This window comes from Bradyrhizobium huanghuaihaiense (assembly GCF_025200885.1).
Lineage (GTDB): Bacteria > Pseudomonadota > Alphaproteobacteria > Rhizobiales > Xanthobacteraceae > Bradyrhizobium > Bradyrhizobium huanghuaihaiense.
Genome location: NZ_CP104172.1, coordinates 5,557,066 through 5,577,902 on the forward strand (window position 1 = coordinate 5,557,066; position 20,837 = coordinate 5,577,902).

Sequence of the window (20,837 nt, forward strand, 5' to 3'; positions counted from 1 at the left end):
GCCGTCATGGCGGGGCATTCGGGCATGGCCAAGATTGATAGCAAGACTGCGAGCAAGGCCACAAAGCGCAAACCTGAAGCGACACCGAAAAATCCAAAGAATTACGTCGCTTCGGTCGGCAAGGCGTTTGCCGTGCTCAAGAGTTTCACCAGCGAGGCCTTCGAGCTCACCCTGAGTGAGATTGCCGCACGGGCCGATCTCGATCGCGGCACCGCGTTCCGCCTGATCCAGACCCTGATCGAGCTTGAATACCTCCAGGCGGTTCCGCAGAGCCGCCGGTTCCGCCTCGGCGTCGCCTGCCTCGATCTCGGCTACACCGTGCTGTCGCACGGATCCTTGCGGACCATCGTCGAGCCGCTACTGCGCGAACTCGTGCCTGCGGTAGGCGACGCTGCCTCGCTCGGCATCCTCGACGGCGGAGACGTGATCTATCTTGCGCGCGTCGGTGCCGGCCTCGACCGCCACAAGATGGACCGCCGGCCGGGCACGCGCATCCCCGCCTACAGCGCCGCGCTCGGCCATGTCATGCTGGCGCATCTGGCGCGCGACGAGCAGATCGCGCGGCTCGAGTTGCGCCCCCGTGTCAAGCTGTCCGAGCGAACGCTCACCGACCTCGATGCCCTGCTCGCCCGGCTCGATCAGGTGAAGAAGAAAGGCCATGCCGTCTCCGACGGCGAGAACGCCTACGGCCTGCGCACGCTGGCAACGCCGATCTTCGACGCGCAGGGTCTGGTGATCGCCGGATTGAGCGTCACCGTCGATGCGATGCGGATGGACATGCCGTCTTTTCGCGACCAGGCGCTGCCGCGGCTGGTGCAGGTGACGAACCAGGCGCAGGATCTCGCGATCAAGTCGGGATTGTCGAGCTGAGCGCGGCGACTAGATGACCATATGGTCGAAGTCGGCGGCGATCCGGCTGTTTGGGAATATCCTTATCGCCTCCGCCAGGATCTCTTCGTCCTCATAGCGTCCCGACATGTGAGTCAGCACCAGCTGGCCAACGTTGTTCGCGGCCGCAAAGGAAGCCGCCTCTGCTGCAGTGAGATGACCGTAATTCCGCGCGGTCGGCGCGTCGCGCTCGAGGAACGTCGCCTCGATCACCAGCATGTCGGCGTCGGCAACATGTTTGGACAGTCCATCCGTCGTCTCGGTATCGCCGATCACGACGAGCTTTCTGCCGCCGCTCGGCGGCCCCAGGACATCCTCCGGGTCAATCGCTCGGCCATCGATGACGATTGGCCGGCCGGCTGCCAGCTCGCCGCGCAAGGGACCGTCGGGGACACCGAGCGCCGCGAGACGATCGGACTGAAGATGCCGACGCGCGGGGCTCTGGAAGACGAAACCAAAACTGTCGGTGTCGCGGTGGCGGACCGGAAAGCAGTCGATGGTGAAGTCGCCGGCGTCGATGACCTGGCCTTCGCTCAGGGCTGCGAACTCAACAGGGATCGGCGCCCTGCCCGCGCCCCACAGGCCCGCAAGCATGCGGATGACGAGATCGAGCGTGCCTTCCCCGCCGTGAATGGTCATCGCGTCGGAGGTTTGCCGCAAGCCCAGTGTCGAGAACAGACCGGGGATGCCGAGCCGTGATCGAGATGCGCGTGCGTCAGCAGGATACGGTCGAGCCGCCGGAAGCCGGCGCCACTGCGCAGCAGCTGGCGCTGCGTGCCCTCGCCGCAGTCAACCAGGATGCGCTGGCCCGCCGCCTCCACCAGAAGAGCCGGATGGTTGCGCTCCGCCGAGGGAACGCTTGCCGAGGTGCCAAGAAATGTCAGGGCGAACATGGTCCTTGTCCAGAGACCGCCCGTCTCCACGACAATACGCTGGACGGCCTCACCGTCCCCAATGCCACGCGAGCAGCAGCGCGTACAGGCCCATCGACGCGGCGTAGAGCGCGGCAAGCAGCACGTAGCCCGCGATCTGCCGACTGATCGCCGCCTTCGGCGCCACCCACCAGTCGAGCGCCTTGAAGGCGGCCGGCACCAGCCACCAGCCGAGCAGCTGGGTGCTGACGAGATTGCCGACGAACAGCGACAGCCAGACCGGCACGCCGTGGCTGTCGATCAGCGGGTGGCTGATGAAATAGCCCCAGAGATACACCACGGGATAGAGCACCAGGAGAACGATGAGGTTGCTCTTCCAGATGAAGCCTGCGCCTTGCTCAGGTGCCTGCGTCTTGCCGGCGGGGAACCAGAAATTGAAGCCGTAGCTCGCCCGCTTCACATTCATGCCGGCGTTGAAGCGCGCGCCCTCCTTGAGCAGCGTCTGCCGCAGCGGCGAGTCGAGCCAGGCATTGAGGTTGGCATCGCTGTCAAACGACAGGATGACGATCCACTCATCGTGCAGGCCCGGAATGGGCCGCTCGATCTTGTGGCGCAAAAATCCTTTGAACTCGGCTTCGGCGGCCTGGATGCGTTGCTGCCACGTGAAGAAGGCGTCCTCTAATCCGGCGGGCACCTTGAAGGAGATGACGGCAGAAACCGCGCTGTCGCGCTGAACGCCGGTGTCCGGCAGAATATGGACATCCTCCGAGCCGACGAAGAAGCGTTGCACATCCGCGATCAGCTTCGCCCGCACCTCGCTCTGGAGCCAGGCGCGCGCGGCGGCCGGGCTCGCAAAGCGCACGATCGTCACCCAATCCACATGCGCGGGCGGCTGCGGCGGCACCACCTCCTGGCTGAGAAAGCCGGGCCAGGTCTTGAGCACCTCGCCGACCTCGCCGTTCCACCGCGCGAACGCGGCAAAGCCGTCATCGGCGATGCGGCGCTGGATGACGAGGGCGACCGGCTGGCCGGCCGTGTCAGGAGATGCGCTCATAGGCGGCCGTCCGCTTCAGCTCTTCTTGTAGAGACGCTTGCCCATCACCCAGGTCTCGTCGACGCAGCGGTCGTCGCCGACCATCATGACGGCGAACAGCATGCTCGCAGCCTCGTCCATCGTGCGCGGACCGGCGCCGTCGGCGATCAGCGACTGATGCCAGGGTTGCGCGAGCTGGCCACCGTTCGGATCGAGTGCGACGAAATCGGCTTCCTTGCCCGGCTCGAAGTTGCCGAGCTTGTCGTCGATGTAGAGGCCTTCGGCGCCGCCGAGCGTGATCGACCAGAAGCCGCGATATGGCGAGAGCTTGTTGCGCTCGGCTTCCGCAAGGTCCTTGCGCGCGGGATCGATGCTGCCGTCAAGCAGCGTGTTGTTGCACATGCCGACCTTGTAGGCATCGTCGAGCACGGAGATCATCGAGAAGCGGTTGCCGCCGCCGACGTCGGTGCCGAACGACATCTTCACGCGATGCTCGGGATCGGTGGCGCGGCCGAGGCGGAACAGGCCGCTGCCGAGGAACAGGTTCGAGCACGGGCAGAACACCACCGCCGCGCCCTTCTTCGACATGCGGCGGAACTCGTTATTGGAGAGATAGACGCCGTGGCCGCCGGAGAATTTCGGCCCCACCAGGTCGAACTTCTCGTAGACGCCGAGATAGTCCTGGCAATCCGGATGCTCGACCAGCACGCCGCTGCATTCGGCCGGGTTCTCGGAGATGTGGGTGTTGACCCAGCAATCCGGATGCTCGTGCTTGAGGCGCTGGCACGCCTTGAGCAGCTCCGGCGAGGCGCCGAAGGCGAAGCGCGGCGTGATGGCGTAGAGGTTGCGGCCCTTGTTGTGATACTGCGCGATCAGCCGCTTGCTGTCGCGGTAGAAATTCTCGGGGGTATCGATGAAATCGGCCGGCGCGTTGCGATCGATGCCGGTGAGGCCCGCGATGACGCGCATGTTGCGCCGGCTCGCTTCCTCGAACAGCTCTTCGGTCGAAACCGGCGAGGAGCTCGTGAAGGCCTGGCAGGTGGTGGTGCCGCCGGCGAGCAACGCGTCGAGGAAACGCTTGACGCCCTCGCGCGCGTAGTTGCGATCCCGGTATTTGAGCTCTTCCGGATAGACCCACTTCTGCAGCCACGGCAGCAGCTGCTCGCCATAGGCGCCCAGCACCCGGGTCTGCGGCAGATGAATGTGGCCGTCGATGAAGCCGGGGACGATGATGCGGTCCTTGATATGGGTGACCTCAACGCCGGGATGCGCGGCGGCGATCTTGTCATAAGGGCCGAACGCCTTGATGACGCCGTCCGTGACGACCATGAGGCCGTCCTGATGAAAGCGGGCTGCGGCCTGCTCGTTGCCGACGTGCTTCCAGGGGTCGTCGACGAAGTCGAAGAACGTGCCGCGAATACCAACAGTGGCCATGGTCTGGTTCCTTCCTTAAGTCTGTGTGGCCTGACGCGCCGAGGGCAGCGAGATCGCAAGCAGCGTGCCGGCGACGGCGCAGAGGCCGAGATAGAGCCATCCGATCGGCGCCTGCGTCGCCTCGGGCAGCACCGCCGCGATCGCCATGGCGCCGCTGACGGCGAGATAGCAGAGCGCGCTGATGAGGCCGCCGATCAGCCCGTGGTCGCGCTCGAACAGGCCGAGCGCCATGCCGTACATCATCGGGCACAGCACGCCGCAGCCGCCGAGCACCAGCGCGCCGCCGATCGTGATCGACATGAAATCGAGTCCGAGGGTCATGCCTGTTACGGTCAGGACCACCGAGCCGGCGAGAAACAGCGCGAAGGCACCGAAGCCCATCACGCGGGCCGGCATGAAGCGCGCGAAATGCGCGCAGCCGAGCTCGCCGGCGAGATTGACGCCGCCGAGGCCGAGCGCGACGAGGCCGTAGATGGCGGCGGAATAACCGAGGCCGGTCTGGTAGAAGAACGGCGCGACGACGCCGAACGCGAGCTGTGCACTGGCCGCCGCGGCAAACACCAGCACGAAAGCCAGGAAGCCCGGACGCACGAGCGCATCGCGCAGGATGCCGGCGGTACGGCGCGGATCGAACGGTGCGCGCCGCTCGGCCGGCAACGTTTCGGGCAGAAGGAATACGACGATCGCAGCGACGATGGCCGCGGCGATCGCAATGACGATGAAGACGCCACGCCAGGAGGTCAGCTCGACGATGAAGCCGCCGGCCGCCGGCGCCAGCACAGGTGCCAGCCCCCAGGCGGCGCCCAACAGACCAGAGATCGCCGTGAGCTCGCGGCCGCGGAAGCAGTCAGCGGCGACCGCATAGGCGACGACGAGACAGGTGCAGCCGCCGATGCCCTGCAGGAAGCGCAAGCCCAGCAGCAGCGAGGCGCTGGTGGCGAGCGCGCAGGCGATGCTCATCGCGATCAGCACCGACAGTCCCGCGAGCAGGACGTTGCGGCGGCCGAGCGTATCGGAGGCGATGCCGACCGGCACCAGCGCCAGGCTCATGCCGAGCATGTAGGCGGTGACGGTGTTCTGCATCGAGGCGGAATCGGTCGCGAGGTCCACCACCATCTGCGGCAGGCCGGGCGTGTAGGCGTCGAGCGGAATCTGGCTGAAGGGCACGACGCACAACAGGATCGGCACGATCCCACCCCTGGCGCGACCGGCGTCCGAAGCAAGTGCAGTCATGGCTTACGCCCCCTCGATCCCCGCGGGTCCTGTCTTTTCGTGCGCGCGATGAGAGGCGACGATGCAGGTTGCGGCTATAGACGCGCGAAGCGTGCCAGAACTGTGTGTAAAAACTCTTAGGGGTGGCCGTATCGATACGGGTTCCGACGGCTGATGCGGCCCCGGAGGCGCTTGACCAAAAATGCGAAAACAACCCCATGCACAGTACAAATCATTGAAGAATTTCGTCCCGCGCGGCTCCGGCGCTGTCGACGCGGATGTTTGACACGTCGGGCAAAACAGGCGCTGGGCCGCATGATCGCCGATCGTGAACGCGCCATTGTCCCTGCCATTAACCGTTCGGAAGCCATCGCTGCTGCGAACGCCAAGCGCCTCACCCATGGCGCAAGGCGAGGATCAAAGCAGGAAGCCCTCGAGCGCTTCGAGGAACTGCTGCGGCGACTGAAGCTGCGGCACGTGCGCGCAACCCGGAATGATCTTGAGTTCGGCACGTGGCAATCCCGCAGCCAGCTCGTAGGACATCGGCGGAGGCGTCGCCTCGTCGTGCTCACCGACCAGAACGAGCACCGGAACCTTCACCGCGGCAAGCTGAGTGCGGAGATCCAGGCTCGCCAACGCGTCGCACGCGGCGCGAAACACGTCGGGGTCCGTCCGCAGAAACGCTTCACGACGGTCCCGCATCAGCTCGGGCTGCTGCTCCTGAAACTCGGGCGCGAACAGGCGCCGCATCGCGACGTCGGTGATGGCCTCGAGCCCCTTTTCCCGCGAGACCTTCGCCATGTTGCGAAACGCCTCGCGGCCGGACTCGGAGAACGCCGCACCGCTGTCGGCGAGAACGAGCTTGCTGGCAATCGCCGGATGCCGGATCGCCATCTGCAAGGCGACGAAGCCACCATAGCCATTGCCGAGCACGATCGCCGGCGCGCCGCCCGCGGCATCTTTCACAGCCTCTGCCATCCGGTCCGCGACCGCAGCAAGGCCGCCTTCGACCGCGCGTGAGCGGCCGAACCCCGGCAGCTCCGGCACGATGACGCGAAACGACCTCTCGAGCGCCGGCGCGATCGCATCAAAGCTCGCCCGGTCCGACAACAGCGAGTGGAACAGGAACAGCGGCGGCCCCTCGCCCGATTGCGCGGCGTTGACGGTCCCGTTGGCAAGAAGCCTGTCCATGTGCGGTCTTTCCCTCGCTTCATCGGTCGTTCGCGTGCCCCGAAGGCCCTGACTGATAAATCAACTGTCAGGGAATTCAAGCTTTTAGCTCTTGACGTAAAATATCACGACTGAGATATTAACGGCCAAGGAGATAAGGAATATGATGCTTTTGCGCGAAGATATCTACGACCGCCTCAGGTCTGATATTTTAGCTTGTCGTCTTGCGCCTGGCGGTGAAATGCGCGAGCAGGACCTCGCCGAACGCTATGACGTGAGCCGGCAACCGGTCCGGGATGCGCTCCTGCGGTTGCAGCGCGAGCACCTCGTCACGGTGCAGCCGCGCCAGGGCTATCGGGTCACGCCGATCTCGCTCTCGGACGCCCGCGACCTCCTCCGCTTCCGTCTTGCGCTGGAGCCGGCCTGCGTCGCCGAAGCCATCGAGAGCGCGCCCGACAGCGTCTTGAAGTCGCTCGACGAATTCCGCCGCTTCTCCGGCAACCACGAAGACTTCATCGCCTACAATCGCGGCTTCCACACTGCGCTCGCCCATGCCTCCGGCAATCGCCGCATGGCCACCGCCTTGTGCGACCTGATCGGCCAGGCCGACCGGCTGGTCCGCGTCAGCATCTCCAATCTGAAGGGCCACGATCCGGCGAAGCTCGTTGCCGAGCACGTCGCCCTGATCGACGCCATGCAGCAGCGCGAGACGCGGACCGCCGCGCGCATCATCAAGGCCCATATCGGGGCCACTGAAAAACGCGTCCTGCCGGCGCTCAAGCGCAACGCCGTCATCGTGGAAGAGAGGTCGTCATGAACGTCCCGTCAAAACCCGCGTCGATCGACGTCGAAATTCACGGCAATTTTGTCGATGGTCGTGAAGTCGAGGCCGGTAGCGGCGCAACGCTCGATGTCCGCAATCCCGCCACCGGCGACGTGATCGCCCGCATTCCCAACTCCACCGCCGAAGACATCGACCGTGCCATGAAAAGCGCGCGCGCCGCGTTCGAAGGCAAGGCCTGGGGCAGCATGGACACGCGCGCCCGCGCCCGCCTGGTCAACAGGCTCGCCGATGCATTCGAGGCCAATCTCGACAGCCTGTACCGGCTGGAGACCCTCAACAACGGCCGTCCGGTCAACGAGACCCGCGCCCAGCTCTCCCGCCTGCCCGATTTCTTCCGCTACTTTGCCGGCGTCGCGCTGTCGCGCCGCGATTCCGTCATCCCCGTCGAAGGCGCGTATCTGAACTACACGCTGCGCACCCCGATCGGCGTCGTCGCCAATTGCACGCCATTCAATCACCCGCTGATGATCCTGTGCAAATCGCTCGCCGTGGTGCTGGCGACCGGCTGCGTCACCGTGGTCAAGCCGTCCGAATACACGCCGCTGACGACCTTGAAGCTCGCGCAGATCTTCACCGAAGCAGGCCTTCCGCCCGGCGTCTTCAATATCGTCCTCGGCCTCGGCCAGAGCGCGGGCAAGATGCTGGCCGAGCACGGCGACATCGACAAGCTGGTCTTGACCGGCGGCACGGAGGCCGGCCGCATCGCCGGCAGCGCAGCCGCAAGAGTGTTCGCGCACCAGACCATGGAGCTCGGCGGCAAGACGCCGGTGATGGTGTTCGACGATTTCGACGTCGACCGCGCGGTCAATTACGCCGCGTTCGGGGCTTTCATCGGCGCCGGCCAGACCTGCGTCTGCGCCTCGCGCCATATCGTCCAGGCCTCGATCTATGACGAGTTCGTCGAGAAGCTGCAGGCCAAAACCCGCACGATCCGCGTCGGCGATCCCTTCGATCCCGGCACCCAAATGGGTCCCGTGATCTCGGCCAAGCAGCGCGACCGCGTTCTCACCTACGCGGGCTACGGTCACGCCGACGGCGCGCGTCTCGTCACCGGCGGTGTTGCCGCGAAGGTGGCGGGCCATGACAACGGCTATTTCGTCGAGCCGACGGTGTTCGCCGACGTCAGATCCGACATGCGCATCTTCCAGGAGGAGGTGTTCGGTCCCTTCACCTCGGTGACGCCGTTCAAGGACGAGGCCGATGCGCTCCGGCTTGCCAACGACTCGCCGTTCGGCCTCGCAGCCGCGATCCGCACCCGCGACGTCGCGCGCGCCCACCGTGTCGCCGCTTCCGTCAAGGCCGGCATCGTCTGGATCAACGATCACCACCGGCTCGACCCGGCATCGCCCTGGGGCGGCGTCGACGATTCCGGCATCGGCCGCGAATGCGGCACCGAGAGCTTCAACGACCATTTCAACACCAAGAGCGTGATGGTCGCGACGCACGAGCAGCCGTTCGACTGGTACCGCGACACGGCCAATCAGAAGCGACTGAACTAGCAGAGCTGCAAGCGGCAGGTCGCCCAGAGAAGGCGGGCCGCATCAACGGGGATAACAGTCAAGGGAGAGTGTCTATGTCGACATCGGTGAACGCAGGCGGCCGTCTTGATCGGCTTCCGATCGGGCCATTCCACCGCCGCATCATGCTGCTGATCGGCATCGGCATGTTCTTCGACGGTTTCGACATCTATATCGCCGGGACCGTGCTCAGCGTGACGCTGAAGACCGGCTTTTCGACCCTCGCCCAGAACGCGGCCTTCATCTCCGCGACCTTTGTCGGCATGATGCTGGGATCGTTCGGCACCGGCTTCCTCGGCGACCGCTACGGACGCCGCTTCACGTATCAATTCAATTTGCTGCTTTTCGGCATCGCCTCCCTTGCCGCCGCCTTCTCGCCTGATATGGCCTTCCTGATCGCCTGCCGCTTCGTGATGGGCGTCGGCTTAGGTGCGGAAAACGTCGTCGGCTATTCGACGATGACCGAGTTCGTGCCCGCGCGCACGCGCGGTAAATGGCTCGGCTTCACGGCCGTGTGCGTCGTGACCGGCCTGCCCGCGGCCCTGCTGATCGCATCCGTGCTGGTGCCGCAATTCGGCTGGCGCTCGATGTTCGTGCTCGGCGGCGTCGGCGCGCTCGTCGTCTGGTACATGCGCAAGTCGCTGCCGGAATCCCCGCGCTGGCTCGAAGCGGTGGGACGCACCGCCGAGGCGGAAGCCTTGATGCAGGCCGTCGAGAAGGAGGCCGCGCAGGGCCAGCCCCTGCCACCTCCCGCAGCCACGATGCCGGCACCGGTCGCTCCCGATCTCGGCACGCTGTTCACCGCACCTTTGCTGTCGCGAATGATCGTCGGCGCGGTCTGCCTGATCACGATCAACACCCTGCTCTATGGCTTCGTGACATGGCTGCCGGTGTTCTTCGTCAAGCAGGGCCTCTCGATCGCGACGTCGTTTGGCTATTCGCTGCTGATGGCGCTCGGTGCGCCGATCGGTTCGGCCATCGGCGCATTGACCGCGGACCGCTGGGGCCGCAAGCCGACCATCATCGGGGCGTCGCTGATCGCGGTCGTGCTCGGCATTCTCTACCCCATGATCTCCGACCCGATCCTGCTGCCGGCCGTTGGCTTCGCGTTGACCGTGCCGATCTACGTGCTGGTCGCGCTGCTGTTCGGCATCTACATCCCGGAACTGTTTCCGACCGAGGTCCGCCTGCGCGCTTCGGGCATCGTCAATACGCTGGGGCGCGGCGCCACCATCGTCACGCCGTTCCTCGTCGTGTCATTGTTCGAGTCGCGTGGCGTCGCCGGCGTGATGGCGCTCATGATTGGACTGCTGGTCGTGCAGATCATCACGGTCTGGGCGCTCGGCATCGAGCCGCGGCATCGCAGTCTCGAGGAGCTGAAGGCGGAGGAAACGGCTTCGCCGGTTCTGAAGGAAGCGTCCTGAAAGCTGCCGGGCGAGCGCGGCCTGCATGGTTCGAGACGCCCGCCTACGGCGGGCTCCTCACCATGAGGGTCAGATATTTTGCCGCGCAACTTGACCTCATCCTGAGGGCCCGCCGAAGGCGGGCGTCTCGAAGGATGCGCCACAGCCCCGTAGCCCGGATGCGATAGCGTCATCCGGGTCCTGCATCCCTGTCGGGACATGCCCCGGATTGCGCTGCGCTCCATCCGGGCTACAAGGTCTCGGCCGGGATACAATGGAGCGCGTGATGACTGCAGACGCCACTGACCTGAACTACGGCTCGATCGGTGCACTCCTCGGCGCCCTGCACACGCGCAAGATATCTGCCTCGGAACTACTCGCGCACACCGTCGCCCGCATCGAGGCTCTGGACGGGCCGATCAACGCGATCATCGTTCGTGATTTCGATCGCGCCAGGGAGGCCGCGCGCGCTGCCGATGCCACGCTTGGCCGCGGCGAGCGGCTGCCGTTGCTCGGCATCCCCTTGACCCTCAAGGAACCGTTCAACGTCGCGGGCTTGCCGACAACATGGGGCTTTCCGCATTTCAGGGATTTTAAGCCGGCGGAAGATGCCCTCGTCGTCTCGCGGCTGAAGGCGGCGGGCGCCGTCATCATCGGCAAGACCAACATCCCAATCGGCCTCAGGGACTTCCAGAGCTACAACGAGATCCATGGAACGACGAACAATCCGTGGGATCTCGGCCGCTCACCCGGCGGCTCTTCGGGCGGATGCGGAGCGGCGCTGGCCGCAGGGTTCGGTCCGCTCTCGATCGGCTCGGATATTGGCGGCTCGATCCGGGTGCCCTCGCATTTCTGCGGCGTGTTCGGACACAAGCCGAGCCTCGGCCTGGTCCCGCTGCGCGGATACAGCCTGCCACCGGCACCGCCCGTGCCTGGCCAGGGCGATCTGGCAGTGGTCGGGCCGATGGCGCGCACCGCCTCGGACCTCGCTCTGTCGCTCGACGTGATCGCCGGCCCCGACGAGACACGCGACGGCGTCGGCTATCGCCTTGCGTTGCCCGCCTCGCGGCATGAGCATCTCAAGGATTTCAGGATCCTGGTGATCGATACCCATCCGTTGATGCCGACGGGTGACGCCGTGCGATCAGCCATCGGACGGTTGGCCGACCGGCTTGGCAAATCGGGCGCACATGTCGCGCGCGCCAGCGCATCGCTTCCAGATCTCGCCGAATCCGCGCGGCTCTACATGAAGCTGCTCAACGCCGCGCGAAGTCCGCGCCTGACACCGGCCGCTCTCGCAGAGGCACAAGGACTTGCCGCGGCACTCGCGCCCGACGACCGCAGTCTGCAGGCCGAGCGCGCCCGCGGCTGGGGCATGATCCATCGCGAGTGGCTGGCGAACGACGCAGCCCGCCTGCAGTTGCAGCAGAAATGGTATCAATTCTTCCGCGACTTCGACGCGGTGATCTACCCCGCCGCCGCCGTGCCGGCCTTTCCACACGACCAGTCCGAGCCGTTCGACGCGCGGCAGCTCGACATCGACGGCAAGCTCTACAACTACTCCGATGCGTGCTTCATCTGGGCCGATCCCGCCTCGACCTGCGGATTGCCTGCGACCGCCGTACCGATCGAGCGCACAGCGACGGGCCTGCCGATCGGCGTCCAGATCATCGGGCCTTATCTGGAGGACCGCACGACGATTGCGCTGGCCGGACTGATCGAGCGCGAGTTCGGCGGCTTCGTCCCGCCCCCGGCGCTACCGCGATGAATCAGGTTCTGTCGGCCGACTGCGCCTCGACCGCCTGCACGGCGACATCAGCCACTTGCCGCAGCGCTTCGCGATCCGCGCCTGAGGACGCCATCACGCCCATGCCGACGGAGACCGCCGAGACATAGCGCGCGAGCGCGGCGGGATCGGCGCTTTCCTTGAGATCGCCCTCCGCCTTGGCGCGGACAAAGCGGTCGCGGAGCTGGTCTTCGTTCTGAGCGCGGCGGGCGGCGAGCTCGAAGGGGACATTCTCGGAGCCGGAGCCGCAGGCGATACCGCCTTGCACCAGCAGGCAGCCTGGCGGGTTGGCGGGATCGGTCTGCTTGTCGGCGATGCCCATCAGCATCCGCTCGGCGACCTCGCGGGCGGTCGGCGCCGCCACCACCTCGTCCATCCAGGCGCCGCGCAGCTTGGTGTAGCGGTCGAGCGCGGCCTTCAGCAGGCCTTCCTTGTTGCCGAAGCAGGCGTAGAGACTGGGCGGGTTGATGCCCATGGCCTCGGTGAGCTGGGCAATCGTGGCGCCCTCATAGCCATGGCGCCAAAACACTTCCATCGCCTGGTCCAACGCCAATTCGGCGTCGAATTCGCGGGGGCGTCCCATGCCCATGTCACTGTCTCCTCAGAATCGGCGCTTCGCCCCAATCAACGCCCGATGCTATCTACTTGTTCTCGCTTTATTTTCTCTTTCGCCTTCCCATTCTTGCGGTAAGCGGCTACAATTTTCTTAGCGAACGGTACATAAGTATCTTGCGCTGCGATATCCAGCTCCACATCTGTAGCGAACACTACATATCTGGAGCGCGCAAATGCCCCCGTCCCAAAATACCTCCCGCGCCGGCCGTATCCGCCGCCTTCTCGGCGGCGTCGCCATCGTGGGCGCCCTTGCCGTAGCCGGCTCGATCGCGACCGGCCACTACTTCCATGCCGCACAGGCGACCGCAACGGCGGCCGCGGCTGAACAGGCCGTCCCCGTGACGGTCGCACTGATCGAACCCAAGCAGACCGTGCTGTGGGATGATTTCTCCGGCCGGCTCGAGGCGATCCAACGCGTCGAGCTTCGCCCGCGTGTGGCCGGTGCGATCCTTTCCACGAACTTCACCGAAGGCGCGCTGGTGAAGGCCGGCGATGTGCTGTTCAAGATCGACCCGGCGCCGTATGCGGCCGAGGTCGACAAGGCCGCGGCCCAGCTCGAAGCTGCGAAAGCGCGCGTCGTGTTCACCCAGAGCGAGCTCGAGCGCGGTGCGCAGCTCGTCGGCAACGCCGTCGTCACCCGGCGCGACTATGATCAGCGCGACAATGCCAATCGCGAAGCCATCGCCAACGTCAAGGCTGCCGAAGCGACGCTGCAGACCGCAAAGCTCAATCTCGACTACACCGAAGTGCGCGCGCCGGTGGACGGCCGCGTCGGCAAGATCGAGGTCACCGTCGGCAATCTCGTCGCCGCCGGCACCGCCTCCCCCGTGCTGACCTCGCTGGTCTCGGTCAATCCGATCTACGCGTCCTTCGATGCGGACGAAGAGGTCGTGCTGCGCGCGCTGAACTCGATCGCGGACGGCTCGGGCCAACGCGGCAGGCTCGACCAGATCCCGGTGGAGATGGCGACGTCGGGCGGCCTCTCGGCGAAAGGCCACATCCAGCTCATCGACAACCAGGTCAACGGCCAGAGCGGCACCATCCGTGTCCGCGCGGTGTTCCGCAACGAGGACGGGCGTCTCATCCCCGGCCAGTTCGCCCGCGTGCGCATGGGGCAGCCGAAGCAGCAGGCGCTGGTGATGATCGACGAGCGCGCGATCGGCACCGACCAGGACAAGAAGTTCGTGATGGCGGTCGGCGACGACAGCCGCGCGGTGTACCGGCCGATCACGCTCGGCGGCGCGGTCGACGGACTTCGCATTGTCACCGAGGGGCTGAAGCCCGGCGACCGTATCGTGGTCAACGGCTTGCAACGCGTGCGCCCCGGCGCCCTCCTCAAGACCGAGGTCGCGGCGATGGGTGCGCGTGGGCAACAGGCTTCGAACCACAGCAACCAGGACGTGGTGCAACGCTAGTGTTCTCTGTCATTCCGGGGCGCGCCTAGCGCGACCCGGAATCCAGCAGTTTGGAAACTCCGACCACTTCATCTCCAGATTCCGGGTTCGCGGACTTCGCCCACGCCCCGGAATGACGGTGGAGCTGTCCGGAGACACGCAAGATATTGCCCAGGGGCAAGCCCATGAATCTCTCAAAGTTCTTCATCGATCGTCCGATTTTCGCCGGCGTGCTGTCGGTCCTGATCTTCCTCGCCGGCCTGATCTCGCTGTTCGCGATGCCGATCTCGGAATATCCCGACGTCGTGCCCCCCTCGGTGCTGGTGCGCGCGACCTATCCCGGCGCCAATCCCAAGGTGATCGCGGAGACCGTGGCAACGCCGATCGAGGAACAGATCAACGGCGTCGAAGGCATGCTCTACATGTCGAGCCAGGCGACCACCGACGGCGCGATGACGCTGACGGTGACGTTCCGCCTCGGCACCGACCCCGACAAGGCGACGCAGCTGGTGCAGAACCGCGTGCAGCAGGCCGAGCCGCGCCTGCCGGCCGTGGTGCGCCAGCTCGGCATCATCACCAAGAAGTCCTCGCCCGACCTCACCATGGTCGTGCATCTGTTGTCGCCCAACGGCCGCTACGACATGACGTATTTGCGCAATTACGCGGTGCTCAACGTCAAGGATCGCCTCGCCCGGATCGACGGCGTCGGCGACGTCCAGCTCTATGGCGCCGGCGACTATTCGATGCGGGTCTGGGTCGATCCGCAGAAGGCGGCCGAGCACGGCCTGACCGCCAGCGACATCGTCAAGGCGATCCAGGCGCAGAACGTCGAGGCCGCTGCCGGCGTCGTCGGCTCATCCCCGAACGTCAGGGGTATCGACCTGCAGCTCTCCGTCAATGCGGAAGGCCGTCTCGCCAACGAAGAACAGTTCGGCGACATCGTGGTCAAGACCGGCACCCGCGGCGAGGTCGTTCGCCTGCGCGACGTTGCGCGCATCGAGCTTGGCGCGTCCGAATACGGTCTGCGCTCGCTGCTCGACAACAAGCAGGCGGTGGCGATCCCGATCTTCCAGGCGCCCGGCTCCAACGCGCTGCAAATCTCCGACAACGTCCGCGCCACCATGAACGAGATCAAGAAGAACATGCCGGAGGGCGTGTCCTACCAGATCGTCTACGACCCCACCCAGTTCGTGCGCTCCTCGATCGAGGCCGTGATCCACACGCTGCTGGAAGCGATCGCGCTGGTGGTGCTGGTGGTGATCCTGTTCCTGCAGACCTGGCGCGCCTCGATCATTCCGCTGCTGGCCGTGCCGGTCTCGATCGTCGGCACGTTTGCGGTGATGCACGTGTTCGGCTTCTCCATCAACGCGCTCAGCCTGTTCGGCCTCGTGCTCGCCATCGGCATCGTCGTCGACGACGCCATCGTCGTGGTCGAGAACGTCGAGCGCAACATCGAGGCCGGGCTGTCACCACGCGATGCCACCTATCAGGCCATGCGCGAGGTGTCGGGGCCGATCATCGCAATCGCGATGGTGCTGATCGCCGTGTTCGTTCCCCTCGCCTTCATCTCCGGCCTCACCGGGCAATTCTACAAGCAGTTCGCGCTGACGATCGCGATCTCGACCGTGATCTCGGCGGTGAATTCGCTGACGCTGTCGCCGGCGCTGTCGGCGCTGCTGCTCAAGGGCCACAACGAGCCGAAGGACAAGCTCACGATCATCATGGAGAAGAGCCTTGGCTGGTTCTTCCGCCGCTTCAATCGGGCGTTCACCTACTCCTCCGAGAGCTACAGCGGCACCGTCACCAAGGTGATCTCGGGCAAGGCTGCGGTGATGGGCCTATATGTGGTGCTGGTCGGCCTCACCGCCTTCCTGTTCCAGCAGGTGCCGAGCGGCTTCGTGCCGGGCCAGGACAAGCAGTACCTCGTCGGCTTCGCGCGCCTGCCCGATGGTGCCACACTCGATCGCACCGAAGAGGTGATCCGCAAGATGAGCGACATCGCGCTGACCCAGCCCGGCGTCGAAAGCTCGGTCGCCTTCCCCGGCCTGTCGATCTCCGGTTTCACCAACTCCTCCAATGCCGGCATCGTGTTCTCGACGCTGAAACCATTCGACGAGCGCAAGGATCCCGCGCTCAGCGGGCCCGCGATCGCGGCCGAGCTGAACAAGAAATACGCCGGCATCCAGGAAGCCTTCATCGCCATGTTCCCGCCGCCGCCGGTCAACGGCCTCGGCACCATCGGCGGCTTCAAGCTGCAGATCGAGGATCGCGCCGGTCTCGGCTATGACGCGCTGAACGAGGCGACCAAGGCGTTCATGGCGGCGATGCAGAAGGCGCCGGAGATCGCCGGCGTGTTCTCGAGCTTCCAGGTCAACGTGCCCCAGCTGTTCGCCGACATCGACCGCACCAAGGCGTTGCAGTTGGGCGTGCCGGTGACGGAAGTGTTCAACACATTGCAGATCTACCTCGGATCCTACTACGTCAACGACTTCAACAAGTTTGGCCGCACCTATTCAGTCCGGGTCCAAGCCGACGCGCCGTTCCGCGCCCGCGCCGACGACATCAGGCAGTTGAAGGTGCGTTCGTCCTCCGGCGACATGGTGCCGTTGTCGGCGCTGCTCAAGATCCGCCAGAGCGCGGGGCCGGAGCGCGCGATCCGCTACAACGGTTTCCTGTCCTCCGACATCAACGCGGCGGCTGCGCCCGGCTTCTCATCGGGTCAGGCGCAGGAGGCGGCGACGCGGATCGCGGCGGAGACGTTGCCGCCCGGCTTTGCCTTCGAATGGACCGACCTGACCTATCAGGAGTTCATCGCCGGCAATTCGGGCATCTGGGTGTTCCCGCTGGCGATCCTGCTGGTGTTCCTGGTGCTGGCCGCGCTCTACGAGAGCCTGACCCTGCCGCTCTCGATCATCATGATCGTGCCGATGGGCTTGCTCGCTGCGATGTTCGGCGTCTGGTTCTCCAAGGGCGACAACAACGTCTTCACCCAGATCGGCCTGATCGTGCTCGTCGGCCTCTCCGCCAAGAACGCGATCCTGATCGTCGAATTCGCGCGCGAGCTCGAATTCGCAGGCCGCACGCCGATCCGCGCCGCGATCGAGGCGAGCCGCTTACGGCTGCGTCCGATCCTGATGACGTCGATGGCGTTCATCATGGGTGTGCTGCCGCTGGTGCTCTCGACCGGCGCCGGCTCGGAGATGCGGCGGGCGATGGGCGTTGCCGTGTTCTCCGGCATGATCGGCGTCACCGTGTTCGGCCTGTTCCTGACGCCGGTGTTCTATGTTCTGCTGCGGACGATCACCGGCAACAAGCCGCTGGTGCATCACAGCAGCGACATCAGCGCGGCGCCGGTTCAGGGGTCAGTCGCCAATCCTGGGCACTAGATCAGGGAAATCCCCGACACCAGCAACAGAACGAGCACGGTCTTGCGAAAGACCGTCTCGTTGACGCGGTGAAAGGCGATCACGCCGAATACCGAACCGGCTTCGCGGCCGGCGTCGGCAAGTTACTTCCGGTTCTCCTCGCAGAACTTCAGCGCGGCGAGCGCCTCGCCGGCGCGCGGGATTTGCATCTCGATACTGTCGTCGTCGTCATCCTCGAAATCGAGCGTGAGGCGCTTGGCCTTGGAGAGCCGGTCCATGATCGACTGGTCGTACTCGAAGATGCCGCGCACGGTGGTCTTGTCCATGACCTCCCACTTCGCCTTCTTCATGATGTCGGCATCATCGGTGCCGACATCGGCGCGGAGGATCTCGCCGACCTTGTCCCACTCCCAGCCGTCATAGATCATCACGATGACGATGGCCTTGTCGGAATAGGTGATGACAATGACGTAGTCGCGGTTCTCGTCCTCCTTGTCCTTGTAGCCGCGGCTCGCATTGCAATGCGTGTCCTGCGTCCGCTTCTCGATGGTCCAGTCGCCGACCTTGGATTGTTGCGCAAGCGCGGGCCTCGAGCTCAAGGCGGCTGCGCTCAAGGCGCCCACGAGAATTCCGGCGGCGAGAAGAGATCGTTGCATGTCAGCCTCCAGCGCGTCCCACGCCGAGATGACCACCTCTGCCGGCCGCTCGCAAGGCTTTCGGGCCGCGGGCGAGGCAAGGCGGCCAGCGACCGCCCTACCCCCGTCGCGGTACGATCGCGATCGGGGTGAAGGTGTAAACCTCCTCGCCGTTCTGGTTGAACATCGTCCATTTCACCAGCGCGATGCCCTGCGGCTTCGACCTCGAAGGCGTCAGGCTCATGACCTCCCCGACCAGATGCAGGCGGTCGTTGGGCCGCACCGGCATGGTCCAGCGCAGCCCATCAACACCGGCGCCGATCAGCGGATGCGGGCCAAACGGGCGGGCCTGGATCGCGAGGTTCATGGCAATCGCGGCGGTGTGCCATCCCGAGGCAGCCAGCCCCTTGAACAGGGTCTCCTTCGCCGCCTCATGGTCGAGATGCATCGGCTGCGGATCGTACTCGGCGGCGAAGCGCTTGATGTCGGCTTCGGTGACCAGCACCTCGGGCGACTTGAACCGCATTCCAATGGTGAGATCGTCGAAGCATTCGACCTGCGCCATGATTTTGCCTCGCAATATCGTACGCCACTGCCGGGCGTGCGCGGTTCAAGGGATTTAGCGAAATTGCGATGTAACGGCTCCGCCGCGAACAAGCCACACCGGGTTCCCCCGCGAAACCTCTTTCCCGATGCGACGAAACACGCCTGAAACAGATCGCCGGTTAAGTCGTTGTCAAAATAAATACAGGGACGGCCACCATGCAATTCCTCCTCGACCTGATCTACGATTATGCCTGCTGCCAGAACCTCGTCGCGCAGTCGCCACGGGAGGACGAGCTATGATCGAGCTGATCTCCGCCCTGCTCGCCCTCTGCAGCATCGGCATCTTTGCGGCGCATGCGCTGGATGCCTATCGCACCACGCATTACTGAGTGCGTCGCACCGGCGTCCTAAAACGGCCGCCGGTAAAAATGTTCTGAATGCGTCGCGGGCGGAAACCTGTTGGCGAGCGCCAGCGCCCCCTTTTCGTCCGTCTCGAGCGCGATCTTCTGCGCCAGCATCACGTCGCCGGGCACGAGGAAGCCTGACGGGACGAAGCACCACCCCATCGTCGCATGACCGGTATCGTCGACTTCGTGGACGTTGGCGGCCGTGCCATAATGAATGCGATACCGCTTGCCGGTATCGCAGCCGATGACGTCGAAATACCGGTGCTGCTCGAACTGTGCGCGCTGCTCCGCCGTCAGCCACTCGGCCAGAAGCCGGCGGCCCCGCGCATCGGGCGTGTTCTCGCCGAAGAAGCGCCGGTAGAGTTCGCGCAGCGCGTGCAACCGGGCACGCGCGGGCGCGCGGAACCAGAGTGCCGCGAACATGAGCAGCTCAGATCAGCCGCCGACCAAGCGGGGATAGAACAGCATTTCCTGCGCGGTCGGATCGAACGACTTGATACGGGTGACTTCGCCGGGTCCGGTTCGGAAGGCGGCGGTGAAGCCGGCTCCGGTCAGCTCCCGAAAGCGCTGCTCGGCTCGCGCCAGCGCTTCGGCATTGCCAGGATCAAACTCGTGGCGGGTGTCGCCAGTCTGGTCCATCACGATCTGGGTTGCCATAGTTGAGTCTCCTCATGCCCAGCCCTGAAACGGATCAAAGCAAACCTCGTGCCGTCGGTTCCCAAGTGCAACAACTTTCTCGCGCCAGTGCATCACGCCTTGCTGAGTAAGAGCATTTTCGAGCGAAGTGGACGTTCGAAACGGGCTCTCGTCAGCGCGATGCGGCCGCCCCTCCCCCCTCGTCGATCTGCCGGCCCATCAAGGCGATTGCCTTCTGATAGACGCCGGCGGCATTCCAGGCCTCGATCGCCGCGAAATTCGCCTCGCCCGGCTGGTAACCGGCTCCCGCACGCCAGCCGTGGGCCTTGAGGAAATTGGCGGTCGAGTTCAGCGCGTTGGCAGCGACCTCGAGATTGCCGGTACCATAAGCCAGGATGTTCTTGGGCATGAACTGGGTCTGACCGACCTCGCCATGCATGGAGCCACGGGTCGATCCCGACAGGGTGCCGCGGTCGATCAGCTTCAGCGCGGCATAGAGCTGGTCGGTGAAGAATTCGGGACGACGGCAATCATAAGCGAGCGTTGCGATCGAGGAGAGCATGTTCTGGTTGCCGCGCTGGCTGCCGAAGCCGGTCTCCATGCCCCAGATCGCGATCAGCGGCCCGGGCGGGACGCCATAGCGCTGCTGGATCGAGGCGAACAGCGCGGCCTGCGACTGCTTGAGCTGCCGCCCCTTGGCGACGATGGTGGTGGCGCCGCGCTTGGCGAGGAACTGGTCGAGCGACAGCGAGAAGCTGCGCTGGCCGCGGTCGGCCGCAATGGTGGTGCTGGCGTAATTGGTCTGCATCAAGGCCGAGATCGCGGTCTGGCCAATACCCTTTCCTTGCGCCTCCGCGCTGAATTCGCGCTTCCAGGCCTCGAAGCCGGCCGGCGAGCTGCCGCATTGCGCGGCCTCGGCCGAAGGCAGGTAGAATAGCAGCGCGGCCGCGCCAATCACCGCCGTTGCGACTGTCCTGCCCCTGATCATTGCGCATTCCTCTTGCTGGTGCGCGACCGGCTCGCGCGAACGCATGATCCTACGTCAGTTGCAATCGCTCAAGTCCCGCCAGATACAATCAA

The 20,837-nt window shown here is 65.2% G+C and carries 17 protein-coding genes and 1 pseudogene; 7 read left to right on the top strand and 11 right to left on the bottom strand.

What is annotated here, in order from left to right; genetic code table 11:
• Positions 1 to 24: 24 nt before the first annotated feature.
• Positions 25 to 870, top strand: a complete 846-nt coding sequence (locus N2603_RS26745; RefSeq protein WP_260384486.1) for an IclR family transcriptional regulator — start codon at positions 25 to 27, stop codon at positions 868 to 870.
• Between the two features lie 9 nt (positions 871 to 879).
• Here N2603_RS26745 and rnz read toward each other — a convergent pair.
• From rnz to N2603_RS26770, 5 genes and pseudogenes are all read right to left on the bottom strand, one after another.
• Positions 880 to 1,781 (bottom strand): annotated as a pseudogene (gene rnz, locus N2603_RS26750) (ribonuclease Z).
• Positions 1,782 to 1,830: 49 nt separating this feature from the next.
• Positions 1,831 to 2,814: an antibiotic biosynthesis monooxygenase gene (locus N2603_RS26755; protein ID WP_260384487.1), complete on the bottom strand. Its 984-nt coding sequence runs from the start codon at positions 2,812 to 2,814 to the stop codon at positions 1,831 to 1,833.
• A 15-nt stretch (positions 2,815 to 2,829) separates the two neighbouring features.
• Positions 2,830 to 4,227 (bottom strand): guanine deaminase, encoded by a 1,398-nt coding sequence (gene guaD / locus N2603_RS26760; RefSeq protein WP_018645634.1) that lies wholly within the window; start codon positions 4,225 to 4,227, stop codon positions 2,830 to 2,832.
• 15 nt (positions 4,228 to 4,242) lie between these two features.
• The gene (locus N2603_RS26765; RefSeq protein WP_260384488.1) at positions 4,243 to 5,460 is read right to left on the bottom strand and encodes a multidrug effflux MFS transporter; all 1,218 of its coding nucleotides are present in this window, start codon (positions 5,458 to 5,460) and stop codon (positions 4,243 to 4,245) included.
• Positions 5,461 to 5,856: 396 nt separating this feature from the next.
• Positions 5,857 to 6,630 (bottom strand): alpha/beta hydrolase, encoded by a 774-nt coding sequence (locus N2603_RS26770; protein WP_260384489.1) that lies wholly within the window; start codon positions 6,628 to 6,630, stop codon positions 5,857 to 5,859.
• Positions 6,631 to 6,775: 145 nt separating this feature from the next.
• Here N2603_RS26770 and N2603_RS26775 point away from each other — a divergent pair, with 145 nt between their 5' ends.
• The 4 genes from N2603_RS26775 (at position 6,776) to N2603_RS26790 (ending at position 12,141) form a co-directional block, all read left to right on the top strand.
• The gene (locus tag N2603_RS26775) at positions 6,776 to 7,426 is read left to right on the top strand and encodes a GntR family transcriptional regulator (RefSeq protein WP_026312412.1); all 651 of its coding nucleotides are present in this window, start codon (positions 6,776 to 6,778) and stop codon (positions 7,424 to 7,426) included.
• Positions 7,423 to 8,952 (top strand): aldehyde dehydrogenase, encoded by a 1,530-nt coding sequence (locus tag N2603_RS26780; RefSeq protein ID WP_260384490.1) that lies wholly within the window; start codon positions 7,423 to 7,425, stop codon positions 8,950 to 8,952. The genes N2603_RS26775 and N2603_RS26780 overlap by 4 nt, the downstream gene beginning before the upstream one ends.
• 74 nt (positions 8,953 to 9,026) lie before the next feature.
• A complete protein-coding gene (locus N2603_RS26785) occupies positions 9,027 to 10,394 on the top strand; it encodes an MFS transporter (protein ID WP_260384491.1) in 1,368 nt (455 codons plus the stop codon).
• 265 nt (positions 10,395 to 10,659) lie between these two features.
• Entirely contained in the window at positions 10,660 to 12,141 is a 1,482-nt protein-coding gene (locus N2603_RS26790) for an amidase (protein ID WP_425248927.1), read from the top strand.
• A 1-nt stretch (position 12,142) separates the two neighbouring features.
• On the opposite strand, the gene N2603_RS26795 is transcribed toward N2603_RS26790, so the two are convergent.
• Positions 12,143 to 12,748, bottom strand: coding sequence for a TetR/AcrR family transcriptional regulator (locus N2603_RS26795; RefSeq protein ID WP_260384493.1), 606 nt, complete (start codon positions 12,746 to 12,748; stop codon positions 12,143 to 12,145).
• Positions 12,749 to 12,947: 199 nt separating this feature from the next.
• Here N2603_RS26795 and N2603_RS26800 point away from each other — a divergent pair, with 199 nt between their 5' ends.
• A complete protein-coding gene (locus N2603_RS26800; protein WP_260384494.1) occupies positions 12,948 to 14,189 on the top strand; it encodes an efflux RND transporter periplasmic adaptor subunit in 1,242 nt (413 codons plus the stop codon).
• A gap of 164 nt (positions 14,190 to 14,353) precedes the next feature.
• A complete protein-coding gene (locus N2603_RS26805) occupies positions 14,354 to 17,554 on the top strand; it encodes an efflux RND transporter permease subunit (RefSeq protein WP_260384495.1) in 3,201 nt (1,066 codons plus the stop codon).
• A 122-nt stretch (positions 17,555 to 17,676) separates the two neighbouring features.
• Here the strand turns inward: N2603_RS26805 and N2603_RS26810 are convergent, their stop codons facing one another.
• The 5 genes from N2603_RS26810 to N2603_RS26830 form a co-directional block, all read right to left on the bottom strand.
• Positions 17,677 to 18,189, bottom strand: coding sequence for a hypothetical protein (locus N2603_RS26810; protein ID WP_260384496.1), 513 nt, complete (start codon positions 18,187 to 18,189; stop codon positions 17,677 to 17,679).
• Between the two features lie 97 nt (positions 18,190 to 18,286).
• Entirely contained in the window at positions 18,287 to 18,733 is a 447-nt protein-coding gene (locus tag N2603_RS26815; protein WP_260384497.1) for a MaoC family dehydratase, read from the bottom strand.
• A gap of 388 nt (positions 18,734 to 19,121) precedes the next feature.
• A complete protein-coding gene (locus tag N2603_RS26820) occupies positions 19,122 to 19,544 on the bottom strand; it encodes a hypothetical protein (RefSeq protein ID WP_260384498.1) in 423 nt (140 codons plus the stop codon).
• Positions 19,545 to 19,556: 12 nt separating this feature from the next.
• Positions 19,557 to 19,778 (bottom strand): hypothetical protein, encoded by a 222-nt coding sequence (locus N2603_RS26825; protein WP_260384499.1) that lies wholly within the window; start codon positions 19,776 to 19,778, stop codon positions 19,557 to 19,559.
• A 151-nt stretch (positions 19,779 to 19,929) separates the two neighbouring features.
• Complete coding sequence (locus N2603_RS26830; protein ID WP_260384500.1) at positions 19,930 to 20,745, bottom strand: lytic murein transglycosylase; 816 nt, start codon at positions 20,743 to 20,745, stop codon at positions 19,930 to 19,932.
• Positions 20,746 to 20,837 lie beyond the last annotated feature (92 nt).

Bases quoted from the DNA above. Each gene is read 5' to 3' on its own strand.
- N2603_RS26745 (WP_260384486.1), top strand. From the start codon at position 25: ATGGCCAAGATTGATAGCAAGACTGCGAGCAAGGCCACAAAGCGCAAA.
- N2603_RS26755 (WP_260384487.1), bottom strand. From the start codon at position 2,814: ATGAGCGCATCTCCTGACACGGCCGGCCAGCCGGTCGCCCTCGTCATC.
- guaD (WP_018645634.1), bottom strand. From the start codon at position 4,227: ATGGCCACTGTTGGTATTCGCGGCACGTTCTTCGACTTCGTCGACGAC.
- N2603_RS26765 (WP_260384488.1), bottom strand. From the start codon at position 5,460: ATGACTGCACTTGCTTCGGACGCCGGTCGCGCCAGGGGTGGGATCGTG.
- N2603_RS26770 (WP_260384489.1), bottom strand. From the start codon at position 6,630: ATGGACAGGCTTCTTGCCAACGGGACCGTCAACGCCGCGCAATCGGGC.
- N2603_RS26775 (WP_026312412.1), top strand. From the start codon at position 6,776: ATGCTTTTGCGCGAAGATATCTACGACCGCCTCAGGTCTGATATTTTA.
- N2603_RS26780 (WP_260384490.1), top strand. From the start codon at position 7,423: ATGAACGTCCCGTCAAAACCCGCGTCGATCGACGTCGAAATTCACGGC.
- N2603_RS26785 (WP_260384491.1), top strand. From the start codon at position 9,027: ATGTCGACATCGGTGAACGCAGGCGGCCGTCTTGATCGGCTTCCGATC.
- N2603_RS26790 (WP_425248927.1), top strand. From the start codon at position 10,660: ATGACTGCAGACGCCACTGACCTGAACTACGGCTCGATCGGTGCACTC.
- N2603_RS26795 (WP_260384493.1), bottom strand. From the start codon at position 12,748: ATGGGCATGGGACGCCCCCGCGAATTCGACGCCGAATTGGCGTTGGAC.
- N2603_RS26800 (WP_260384494.1), top strand. From the start codon at position 12,948: ATGCCCCCGTCCCAAAATACCTCCCGCGCCGGCCGTATCCGCCGCCTT.
- N2603_RS26805 (WP_260384495.1), top strand. From the start codon at position 14,354: ATGAATCTCTCAAAGTTCTTCATCGATCGTCCGATTTTCGCCGGCGTG.
- N2603_RS26810 (WP_260384496.1), bottom strand. From the start codon at position 18,189: ATGCAACGATCTCTTCTCGCCGCCGGAATTCTCGTGGGCGCCTTGAGC.
- N2603_RS26815 (WP_260384497.1), bottom strand. From the start codon at position 18,733: ATGGCGCAGGTCGAATGCTTCGACGATCTCACCATTGGAATGCGGTTC.
- N2603_RS26820 (WP_260384498.1), bottom strand. From the start codon at position 19,544: ATGTTCGCGGCACTCTGGTTCCGCGCGCCCGCGCGTGCCCGGTTGCAC.
- N2603_RS26825 (WP_260384499.1), bottom strand. From the start codon at position 19,778: ATGGCAACCCAGATCGTGATGGACCAGACTGGCGACACCCGCCACGAG.
- N2603_RS26830 (WP_260384500.1), bottom strand. From the start codon at position 20,745: ATGATCAGGGGCAGGACAGTCGCAACGGCGGTGATTGGCGCGGCCGCG.